At 51.7% G+C, this 10,965-nt stretch carries 11 protein-coding genes; 4 read left to right on the plus strand and 7 right to left on the minus strand.

Annotated elements, in window-relative coordinates; all coding sequences use genetic code 11:
• Positions 1-147: 147 nt before the first annotated feature.
• From Q4544_RS15580 to Q4544_RS15590, 3 genes are read right to left on the minus strand one after another with little or no spacing between them, the layout of a single operon-like run.
• Positions 148-1,176 carry an SDR family NAD(P)-dependent oxidoreductase gene (locus Q4544_RS15580; protein WP_303507819.1) on the minus strand — a complete coding sequence of 343 codons (1,029 nt, stop codon included), beginning with the start codon at positions 1,174-1,176 and terminating at the stop codon, positions 148-150.
• A gap of 3 nt (positions 1,177-1,179) precedes the next feature.
• On the minus strand, positions 1,180-2,346 hold the full coding sequence (locus Q4544_RS15585) for a nucleotide sugar dehydrogenase (protein ID WP_303507820.1): 1,167 nt from the start codon (positions 2,344-2,346) through the stop codon (positions 1,180-1,182).
• A 3-nt stretch (positions 2,347-2,349) separates the two neighbouring features.
• Complete coding sequence (locus Q4544_RS15590) at positions 2,350-3,783, minus strand: mannose-1-phosphate guanylyltransferase/mannose-6-phosphate isomerase (protein WP_303507822.1); 1,434 nt, start codon at positions 3,781-3,783, stop codon at positions 2,350-2,352.
• 361 nt (positions 3,784-4,144) lie between these two features.
• Between Q4544_RS15590 and Q4544_RS15595 the strand changes: the two genes are divergently transcribed.
• Positions 4,145-4,657, plus strand: coding sequence for a hypothetical protein (locus Q4544_RS15595; protein ID WP_303507823.1), 513 nt, complete (start codon positions 4,145-4,147; stop codon positions 4,655-4,657).
• A 344-nt stretch (positions 4,658-5,001) separates the two neighbouring features.
• Positions 5,002-6,252 (plus strand): capsule assembly Wzi family protein, encoded by a 1,251-nt coding sequence (locus Q4544_RS15600; RefSeq protein ID WP_303507824.1) that lies wholly within the window; start codon positions 5,002-5,004, stop codon positions 6,250-6,252.
• A gap of 29 nt (positions 6,253-6,281) precedes the next feature.
• Here Q4544_RS15600 and rfbA read toward each other — a convergent pair whose 3' ends face one another.
• From rfbA to rfbC, 4 genes are read right to left on the minus strand one after another with little or no spacing between them, the layout of a single operon-like run.
• On the minus strand, positions 6,282-7,157 hold the full coding sequence (gene rfbA, locus Q4544_RS15605; protein WP_303507826.1) for a glucose-1-phosphate thymidylyltransferase RfbA: 876 nt from the start codon (positions 7,155-7,157) through the stop codon (positions 6,282-6,284).
• A complete protein-coding gene (gene rfbD / locus Q4544_RS15610; protein WP_303507827.1) occupies positions 7,154-8,008 on the minus strand; it encodes a dTDP-4-dehydrorhamnose reductase in 855 nt (284 codons plus the stop codon). The genes rfbA and rfbD overlap by 4 nt, the downstream gene beginning before the upstream one ends.
• Positions 8,005-9,054, minus strand: coding sequence for a dTDP-glucose 4,6-dehydratase (rfbB, locus tag Q4544_RS15615; RefSeq protein ID WP_303507829.1), 1,050 nt, complete (start codon positions 9,052-9,054; stop codon positions 8,005-8,007). Before rfbB ends, rfbD begins: the two co-directional genes overlap by 4 nt.
• A gap of 3 nt (positions 9,055-9,057) precedes the next feature.
• Positions 9,058-9,612 carry a dTDP-4-dehydrorhamnose 3,5-epimerase gene (gene rfbC / locus Q4544_RS15620; protein WP_303507831.1) on the minus strand — a complete coding sequence of 185 codons (555 nt, stop codon included), beginning with the start codon at positions 9,610-9,612 and terminating at the stop codon, positions 9,058-9,060.
• A 412-nt stretch (positions 9,613-10,024) separates the two neighbouring features.
• Here rfbC and Q4544_RS15625 point away from each other — a divergent pair, with 412 nt between their 5' ends.
• Together Q4544_RS15625 and Q4544_RS15740 are read left to right on the plus strand one after the other, a co-directional pair.
• Positions 10,025-10,291 carry a transposase gene (locus tag Q4544_RS15625; RefSeq protein WP_303507833.1) on the plus strand — a complete coding sequence of 89 codons (267 nt, stop codon included), beginning with the start codon at positions 10,025-10,027 and terminating at the stop codon, positions 10,289-10,291.
• A gap of 140 nt (positions 10,292-10,431) precedes the next feature.
• Positions 10,432-10,731, plus strand: coding sequence for an IS3 family transposase (locus Q4544_RS15740; RefSeq protein ID WP_368411295.1), 300 nt, complete (start codon positions 10,432-10,434; stop codon positions 10,729-10,731).
• Positions 10,732-10,965: the final 234 nt, after the last annotated feature.

Genomic DNA, 10,965 nt, shown 5'->3' on the forward strand with positions numbered 1-10,965 from the left:
GCCACCTTCGATCAGTCGCGGCTTGGCGGGCGCTTGAACAACCCCGGCCTCACAGGACCGGCATGCATACTTGGGACATCCGGAGCTAAATATTTGCGACTTTGATCAAATTGGTGGGCGGGCATCACCTTCTGATGTTAGCGGCGTTTAACCCGCGCCCATCTCATTCGGCCGATAGAATTCCCGGTACCAGTCCACAAACGCCTTAACGCCATCAGGAACAGCAGTTTTCGGCTGGTATCCAGTCAGTGACTTCAACAACTCCGCATCGGCCCAGGTTGCTGGGACATCGCCAGCCTGCATCGGCATCAGGTTGCGTTCGGCTTTCAAACCCGTCGCGTCTTCTATCGCCTCAATGAAATCCGTCAGCTGAACAGCATCATTGTTACCGATGTTCACCACACGATGTGGAGCAACAGGCGATAGGCTGTCGCCATCCGCAACAACACCATCAACAGGGCGCACCGGCACGGCATCCATCAACAGTCGAATGCCTTCCACCAAGTCATCCACATAGGTGAAATCCCGCTTCATATCGCCATAATTATAAACATCAATCGGATCGCCGTTCAGGATCGCCTTGGTGAACTTGAACAACGCCATGTCGGGTCGGCCCCAAGGCCCATAGACCGTAAAAAACCGGAACATCGTCACCGGCAGGTCAAACAAATGCGCATAGGAATGCGCCATGTTTTCCGTCGACTTTTTGGTTGCCGCATAGAATGACATTTGATGCTCAGCCCGCTGCGTTTCGGCATAGGGCATTTCGGTGTTGGCGCCATAGGCCGAAGAGGTCGAGGCCAGCAGCATATGTTTCGGCGGATGCGCGCGGGCGGCTTCGAGGATTTCAAAGGTGCCGTTGATATTGCTTTCCAGATAAGATCGCGGGTTCTCAATCGAATAGCGCACGCCGGCTTGGGCAGCTAAATGAATAACATAATCTGGATTATGCGCCTCGAATAACTCCATCATCAGTCCCCGTGTTTCCACACGGCCAATGACCGGAATAAACCGTTCATGTGTCAGCTGCGCATGCCGCGCCTCTTTCAAGGACACATCGTAATAGTCACTTAGCGCGTCCAATCCGACGACCTTAAACCCATCCGCCAGCAGACGTTTACAGATGTGATAGCCGATAAAGCCAGCGGAACCGGTGACTAAAACAGTCTCTGTCATGGCTCAATCCTCTCCAAACAGATCGCGGGTAAAGACTTTGCCAGCCACATCTTTGATGTCATCCGTCAGGCGGTTAGCCACAATCAGGTCGGAATTGTCTTTGAAATACTGCAAATCCCGCACGACCCGCGAGCGGAAGAAATCCTCTTCCTGCAGCACTGGTTCATAAACGATCACTTCAACGCCTTTTGCCTTGAGGCGCTTCATGATCCCTTGAATCGACGACTGGCGGAAATTGTCGCTGCCGGCCTTCATGACCAATCGGTAAATCCCAACAGTTCGCGCACCAGTCATCAGGATCTGATCCGCCAGATAATCTTTGCGCGTGCGATTGGCATCCACAATCGCGCGGATCAAGTTCTGCGGCACGTGGTTGTAGTTGGCCAACAATTGCTTGGTGTCTTTGGGCAGGCAATAGCCGCCATAGCCAAAGGACGGGTTGTTATAATGATCGCCAATCCGCGGATCGAGGCTGATGCCCTCAATGATCTGACGCGAGTCCATTTCGCCCGCAATCGCATAGCTATCAAGTTCGTTAAAAAACGCGACACGCATCGCCAGATAGGTATTAGAGAACAGCTTAATCGCCTCGGCCTCATCCGGATCGGTGAACTTAACAGGCACGTCCTTGGTAATGGCACCCTCAAGCAACAGATCGGCAAAAACCCGTGCCCGATCCGATTGCTCACCCACAATGATCCGGCTCGGATGCAAGTTGTCATACAGCGCCCGGCCCTCGCGTAGGAACTCTGGCGAGAATATCACTTGATCCGTTTCTAACCGTTTGCGCAGATCGCTTACATAACCCACCGGAATGGTGGATTTGATCACAATGGTCGCTTTGGGATTCACCGCAATGACTTGGCTAACTACGGCCTCAACACTCGAGGTGTCAAAATAGTTGGACTTGGGGTCGTAATTCGTCGGTGTTGCTACGATCACAAACTCCGCATCAGAATATGCCGCTGCAGCATCTGTGGTAGCGGTCAGTTGCAAATTCCGGTTTGCCAGAAACTCTTCAAGCTCCGCATCCACTATCGGACATTGCCCCGCATTCACCATCTGCACGCGGTCTTCAGAAACATCAACTGCGGTCACTACGTGATTTTGCGCCATCAACGCCGCATTCGACAGGCCAACATATCCCAGCCCTGCAACCGCAATCTTCATCTCTTAATCCCTCGCGTACACATCCTCGTAACGCACAATGTCATCTTCGCCGACATAGGCACCCGTCTGAACCTCAATCAATACCATTGGCAACTTGCCAGGGTTCTCAAGACGATGCTTGGACCCAACCGGGATGTAAACCGATTCATTCTCGGTCACCAGCTTAACGTCATCATCCACAGTCACGCGCGCGGTGCCTTCGACCACAATCCAATGCTCGGAACGATGAACATGGCTTTGCAACGACAAGGCCGCGCCCGGATGTACCATGATCCGCTTAACTTGGAACCGGCCACCAACAACAAGGCTTTCAAACCAACCCCAAGGCCGATGATCTTTCGGGAATTCTGTTGCCTGCGCGGCCCCTTTGGCTTTCAAAGCTGAAACCGCCAGTTTCACACTCTGCGCGCGGTTCATATCCGCCACCAGCACCGCATCATTCATCGCAACGGCCATGATGTTTTCTAACCCGATCCCGACGATTTCCAGCCGATCACTTTCAGAACGCAGCAGCGTATTATGGCAATCAATCGCCGTCGCCCCGTCAGAGGTCACAACCCCATCCGCATCCGGTTCGCTTTCACGCCAAACAGCATCCCAACCACCCAGATCAGACCAAGCCGCATCAAAAGGCACGACCGACAGATTGTCCGCCTTTTCCATCACCGCATAGTCAATCGAGATATCTTCGGCCTTCGCCCAAGGACCGGGCGCTAAGCGCAGAAAACCAAGATCCACCTCCGCCTCATCCAAAGCCGCCTGCACTGGGGTCATCAACGTCGGCGCATGGGCGGCAAACGCCGCAATCATATCCGCAGCCTTAAACAGGAAAATCCCCGCGTTCCATTTGAAATTGCCGTCGGCAAACATCTCCGCCGCGCGCGCCTCATTTGGCTTTTCAACAAAGCGCTTCAGCGCAACTGGCCCACCATTTGCATCAGGTTTCCCAGCCAATTCCAAATAGCCATAAGCCGTTTCCGCATGACTCGGCGTGATCCCAAAGGTCACAAGCTGGCCCTGCGCCACGGCCTTCAAACCCTGCTCAACAGCCGCATGAAACGCCGCAGTATCCGGCACCACATGATCTGAAGGGGCCACCAAAAGCACTGCATTCGGATCGGCACCATGCGCTCGCAACGCCGCCGCCAAAACCGCCGGCGCCGTATTGCGCCCCTCAGGCTCAATTAAGATCGCGCCAGGATCAATACCAATGGTCTGCAGCTGCTCGGTCACAATAAAGCGGAAATCAGAATTGGTCAGCACCATAGGCTGATCAAATTCAACCCCTCGCCCCTGTCCCGACAAACGCTGCGCCGCGGCCTGAAACAACGTCTCATCGCCCATCAACGGCACAAATTGCTTAGGATAGCTTTTCCGAGACAGCGGCCAAAGCCGCGTGCCAGAGCCGCCACACAAAAGAACAGGGATAATTTTCATAACGGCATCCAATTCGCTTAACGTCACTCGTATCAGACTGTGCATACATCTCAAGGCACAGATGAAATATCTGCCCCAACACCTTACGAATTGGGAATGGCGGAAAAAGGTTAAATTAGTGACAAAATACGGCTAAATGTAATTACGCAAATTGAAGCCTTAAGAGACTTGGAAATAACTCGAATTATGAACCTAAATTTCTTGATCCCGCCAGTAAGCACTCTCAAACTTAATTCGGGAACGTATAATGTCTGAGATTTGGATTAAAAACCGCCGAGTTCTGGAAGATGAACTTCCCAGGTTACCTGGAAATCGTATTCGAGTGTTACCGAATGTGGGCGAAATACATTGGGGCGCATGATTGAGTTTTGCGCGCCCCGATACCCTTCATCAAGGACCAATCTCACGGGCTGATGCGCGACAATATCTCAAGATTTTTAAAGCTGATCGTGAAGAATGGAGATCAGCCTTGTCTGAGTTCCAGGAAATAAATGCTGGTTCAAAGTTTGATGGGGGCTTTTCTATTATCAACAATTTTCTGGTTGATAACGTCTACGCAGATCCGAAATTATTTGACGTTTCCGCCGACTGGATTCCCTTAGTTTGGGCCCTTTCCCTTGAGCTAGGTGAAGCGATAATTGCAGAAGATGTTCGAGGAAAGTTAAAGTGGTCTGTGAAAAACGTAGCATTCAAAAAATTCGGCGAGCCAGATCGATTTGCCTTTGAAATTTCAGGCTTCCCTGACCCCAGTTTCACGATTTGTCCGGACTATGACCTTATGCAGTTCTTACGCCAACTTGTGACAGGTGATCGAGATCGCCCTGATAACATATTTGACGTTATTCTCGATGAAGCGAAGCGCTTCAATTACTAAGTTTAGCATTGAGTGGCAAAGGTGTTGGGACGATCTTTTCAGTTGAGGCAATAGTTAGAAACCAAATGCGTAATGATCTTTGATACAAGCTTTTCTTGGCTATAATTATTGAAAATTCAAGTTCGGAACCCTCAACCTTTCGAGAGTTGCCCCTCGTAAAATCCGTATTCAATGCTGTCGTAAAGAACAAAAGTCACAAACAGACTTCTAAAATCGGCAAGGCAACGCCCATCCCAACCAAACCTGTTGCGCATCTTCACCTGTTTTCGGTGATCCGCCGTGGCTGCATTGACTTAGCCCTTCACCTCACCCAAACACGCGGTAACAGCCAAAGGTTTTCTCACATGCATTTTTCTAACGCCGCATTCAAACTCTCCTGTGCCGGAATTCTGAGCACCGCGATGTCCCTAACTGCAGCGAACTCTGCCACTGCGGAGACACCTGAATTCACACTTACCTTTGGCGGCATTTCAGATGACTTCCTTGGCCGCAGCCAGCAATTTGGCACGCTCGGCTTTAACGGTGTCTCTTTGGGCAGCTCCGTAGAATTTGGACGCCTGTCAGCCTCAGCAACAATCGCTCAACCAATCTACGGTGACGCAGATGTTTTGCTGAACTACGACGTCTCCCTCGCGCTTGGAAACGGCAACTGGCAGATCGGCGTCGGCAAGATCGACCGCAATTGGTCACCGTCCCAATACAGCAGCCTAATCCTGTCGCAAAACGCACCGGCCTTCCATTCCGCCTACATCCGCAAATCCGAAGCGACCGAAATTGACCTCCCAGTCCTACGCTGGCTCGGTGCTTGGGACGGCGAGTTCTTCGTCGGCACAACCGAGGATGCTGGCCAGCCAGACAATTCACTGATCATGGGCATGCGCGCACGTGTGCGTCCAATCGACAACCTCGAAATCGACTTTGTCCGCACAGCTCAATGGGGTGGCGCAGGCAATCCATCGGACTTTGATACATTCCTGCGCATCCTAGCCGGCCGCACCAACGAAGGCGGAGCCGCAAGCGCTAACCAAATGGCTGGTGTGGGTATTTCCTACACGCTTCCTAACCTCGCTGACGGCACCCGCGTCTACTACCAAACAGTCGGCGAAGACGAAGCCGGCGGCGCACCATCGTGCCTGATGCACATGGGTGGTGTTGAGGTAAACATGCCCCTGTTCGGCGTGCCTTCGCAAGTTACCCTAGAGCATACTGACACCCGCATCGCGCGTACCGGCGGCGGCTTCTGCGGTCCCAATACAGCTTACCGCAACAACACTTATTCCTATGCCAACCAAGGTGTTGTCATGGGCAGCGCCATCGACACGCAATCCGTCAGCACTGCCCTCTACGTAAAGCATCAGCTGGACGATATGACCGTAGACTGGAGCATCGGCCACTATCTGATCAACGACCAAAACCTAACAACGCACCGCCTAAGCAACTCAAGCGCTGAAGGTTTCGTTGTAAGTGCTGGTGTCTCTCGCGAAATGCTAGGCGGTACGCTCAGTGCTCTGGTCGCGCATCAAGGCTTTGATCTGAACACAGCAGGCTTTGGTAACGGAACACGCGTTGGCGTGAGCTTTCAGAAGACGTTTTAATAATACTTCAGGAATGGGGGCAGTTGCCCTCATTCCTCTGCCAATGCTTCTAGATACCGCCCAAAGTCATTCTTCTTAAACATCTCAGCCCGTTCCAAAAGCTGTGCTTTACTGATCCATCCAGCATCATACGCAATCTCTTCTAGGCACCCGGTCTGCATACCTTGCCTATTCTCAAGTGTGCGTACAAAATTGCCAGCATCTAACAATGAACCATGCGTACCCGTATCTAGCCACGCATATCCGCGTCCCATCAGTTGCACGTCCAGCTGATCCTCGGCCAGATAGCTTTCAAGTAATGTCACAATTTCCAACTCACCGCGCTCTGAAGGCTTTACCTTCTTAGCTCGCTCTGGCGCGGTCCCATCCACGAAATAGATACCGGTCACAGCATAATGTGATGGCGGAACCTCAGGTTTCTCGATGATCGAGCGGACTTTGCCCGCCTCATCAAAATCCACCACGCCATAGCGTTCTGGATCGGCCACGCGATAGCCAAAGACGCTCGCACCAACTGTTTTATCGTTCGCCTTTGCCAAAAGTTCGGGTAGCGAGGCGCCGTAAAAGATATTATCACCAAGCACCAAAACCGAAGGACTGCCATCAAGGAAATCCTCGGCTAAGATAAATGCCTGCGCCAAGCCATCCGGGCTTGGCTGCGCGATATAGGTCAGCGAAATGCCCCATTGGCTACCGTCCCCTAAGGTCCGTTTAAATTGATCCTGATCTTGCGGAGTTGTGATAATTGCAATCTCGCGAATACCCGCAAGCATCAGCGCACTCAGCGGGTAATAGATCATGGGTTTATCATAGATCGGCAAAAGCTGTTTCGACACACCAATGGTAATCGGATACAACCGCGTGCCAGAGCCGCCTGCCAGAATGATACCTTTGCGTTGGGTCATGATGAAGTGTCCTTTAGCTCGGTCAAAACAGCGGCAAGGCTGTCGCGCCAGAAAGGGCGAACTACCCCAAATTCAGTCTCTAATCTAGCACAATCCATTCTGGAATTCAGCGGTCGCTTCGCTGATGTCGGGTAATCTGCGGACGGAATGTCCGTTACCTTAACATCCAATTTCGCTTGCTCAAAAATAGCGCGCGCGAAATCTGCCCAGCTTGCATTAGGCGCACCTGCAAAATGATAGACACCGCTGGCGCCTTTACCAGCCTTCAATTGATCCGCAATCCGCAAACATGCTGCTGCTATATCTGCCGCAGCCGTTGGCCCACCGATTTGGTCTGCAACGACAGTCAACGCATTGCGTGTCTCGCCAAGCCGTAACATCGTTTTTACAAAGTTATTGCCATGAGCAGAAAACACCCAAGACGTGCGCAAGATTGCGTAGCGCCCACCAGCGGTCTGCACACTTTGCTCGCCAATCAACTTAGATCGGCCATAGGCCCCTAGCGGGTTGGTTGCATCGTCAGGTCTCCAAGCCACCTCTCCACTGCCGTCAAAGACATAATCGGTCGAAATATGCACAAACGGAATATCCATGTCCGCGCAAACCTTCGCCATAGCTGCAGGGGCCTTGCCATTCACAATGCTCGCCAGCTCTTCTTGGTCTTCGGCCTTATCAACCGCTGTATAAGCCGCCGCATTGATCACCACATCCGGCTGGGCTGTCTTGATAGCAGCAACGCAAGCCGCCGGATCAGAGAGGTCCGCATCGTCCCGACCCAAGGCAATCACGTCTGCCTGCCGCCGCAATTCTGTAGCGACCTGCCCGGTTTTGCCAAAAACCAGCGTCTTCATGCTTTGACACCCAGTCGCGCGCCAACGCCGTCGCGATTTTGCAAAGCACGCCACCAATCTTCATTCGCTAAATACCATTCGACTGTTTTGCGTAGCCCTTCTTCGACAGTGACGGATGGGCGCCAACCCAATTCATCGCGGATACGGGTTGGATCAATCGCATAGCGGGCATCATGGCCGGGGCGGTCCCTCACGAATGTAATTAAATCGGTGTAATTGCCACTTGCCCGCGGGCGTAGTTCATCCAGTATCCGGCAGATCGTTTGAACCAGCTCAAGGTTAGAACGCTCATTCTCACCGCCAATATTATAGCTACGACCCAGCACACCCTTTTTGACTACCAGCAGTAACGCGTCCGCGTGATCCTCAACATAAAGCCAATCACGTACATTGCTACCATCGCCATAAATCGGCAGCGCCTTCCCGGCCAAAGCATTCAAGATCACGACCGGGATCAGTTTCTCTGGAAAATGATAAGGTCCGTAGTTGTTAGAGCAGTTGGTAAGGACAACCGGCAAGCCATAGGTTTCTGCCCACGCACGCACCAAATGGTCAGAGGCTGCTTTTGAGGCTGAATAAGGACTGCGCGGATCATACGAAGTGTCTTCGGTAAATTGCACCGAGGGGTCTGTCGGCAGCGAGCCATAGACTTCATCGGTTGAGATATGATGAAACCGAAAAGTCTCCGGCTTGCCTTGCTGCACCCAATAAGCGCGCGCGGATTCCAACATGTTAAACGTGCCCGTGATATTGGTTTCGATGAAGTCCGAAGGCCCATCGATTGAACGATCCACATGGCTCTCCGCCGCCAAATGCATCACAGCATCCGGCTGATGTTTAGCAAATACAGTGTCTAATTGAGCGCGATTACGAATATCTACTTGCTCAAACGCATAGTTCGGATGGTCAGCAACACTGGCCACGTTATCCAAACACGCCGCATAGGTTAGCGCATCAACATTAACAACTTGATCGCCCCGCGCGACCGCTTGGCGCACCACAGCCGATCCAATAAAGCCCGCGCCACCTGTTACCAAAATCTTCATGGTTTATCCTTCGTAAACAAATGGGCTTTCAAAATCGGCAAGCGCGGGCGCTGCTTCATCCTTTTCCGACAATATCGGCGTACCTTTAAAATTCCAGTCGATCCCACAAGAATCCCAGCGCACAGCTCCATCGCATTCCGGCGCGTAAAAGTCCGAACATTTATAAATAATCTCAGTATCTGGCTGCAGCGTAATGAAACCGTGCAAGAACCCTTCGGGGATCAAAAGCTGTTTGCCGTTCTCAAATGTTAGTTCCTCGCCAACCCATTCCCCATACGTCGGGCTGCCTTTACGTATATCAACCGCAACATCAAACAATGCGCCTCGCCCACATCGTACCAATTTAGCCTGTGCATGCGGCAGCGATTGGAAATGCAACCCGCGAACCGTACCCACTTCGCTTGAAAGCGAATGGTTATCTTGTACGAATTCGGTGGTGATACCTTGCTCGGCCATGCGGGACTTATTCCAACTCTCACTGAAAAACCCGCGATGATCGCCGAAGCGGGCTGGGGTGATGCAAAGCACCTCAGGAATTCGTGTTAGCTCGACTTTCACTTTAACCTCAGCATTTCAACGATTTATCTCACGCCATCTTCAGCGCTTTCCCACACGTTAGATTAACATGTAGGCTATTCCGAGACATATATTGAAAAGTTTGGTGTAAAAACACAAATGTGACGAAATACTGATCAAGCTGCCCTATTGCGGCCTACTGCAAGAACAGCTATTCATCATAGCATCCACCACCATAACTCGCATAAGTTCCATGGGCATCGCCATAGCCATAGCGCTTCATGCCTTTTGCATCAATCTGCGAGAGAGCGAGGCCCGAGACACTCAGATTCACCCCATAAAGTTCTTTCAACGAAGCCTGGGCTTGGCTCTTTCTGGTGGAATCCAACTTTATACTTGCCCCGATTTAGTTCCGGTTCTTTTCAAGCGATATTCGCAATGAAGGAGACAACAATTGGCACCAAAATACAGCGACAAATTCAGACGTGATGCGGTTCGCATTGAAACAAGCCGTGGACTGACGCTACGTCAAATCACATCAGAATTAGGGGTTGGTGTTTCGACACGGATCAAGTGGGCCCAACAACATCAGAATGACGATTTGATGTCCGGCCCGCATGAGGATGTGGAAAAAGAAAATGCGCGCCTTCGCAAAGAAAACCGTCTGCTCCGCGAGAAGAAGGAAGTGTTAAAGAAGACAACGATCTTTTTCGCAGGTTAAAAGGCGTAAGGTTTGCCTTTATCGACACCTGGAAGAAGGTCTGGCTCATTGAGTTTCTATGCCGTGTTTTGCGGGTAACTTCCCGTGGGTTTCGTGCATGTAAATCTCGCCCTATCAGTCGGAGACAACGTGATGACATAGTGCTGTTGGCTCATATCAGAGAACAGCACCGCCCTAACCTACAGAGCTACGGTCGGCCAGGCATGACAGAGGAGCTGCGCGACCTCGGCCTTGATGTTGGGCACAGACGAGTAGGCCGGTCGATGCGGGAGAATGAGATCAAGGTTATTCGAACCCAAAAACACAAAGTTACGACTGACAGCAATCAGACTTTCAATGTCGCCCCAAACTTGCTTGATCAGGATTTCTCAGCCACCGGGCCCAATCAGAAATGCGCTGTGGACAATTCCTACATCCGTATAAGCGAGGGGTGGCTGTAATTGGCTGTGATCATCGACCTTTACTCCCGCCGTGTCTTGGATGAGCGGTCAGTAACAAGGATGAAGCGAGGCCTGGCTATCCGAGCTTTGAACATGGCTGTAGTGTTGCGAAAGCCACCCAAGGGCTGCATCCATCATGTAGATCGTAGCTGCCAATGTAAGCGTTGCTTTAGCCTATGAAGTTCCAGGGTAGTAGTTTGTCGATGTCCTTCTGCTTATGGCCATTGACGATGG

The organism is Cognatishimia sp. 1_MG-2023 (assembly GCF_030548175.1).
In the GTDB taxonomy this organism is placed as follows: domain Bacteria; phylum Pseudomonadota; class Alphaproteobacteria; order Rhodobacterales; family Rhodobacteraceae; genus Cognatishimia.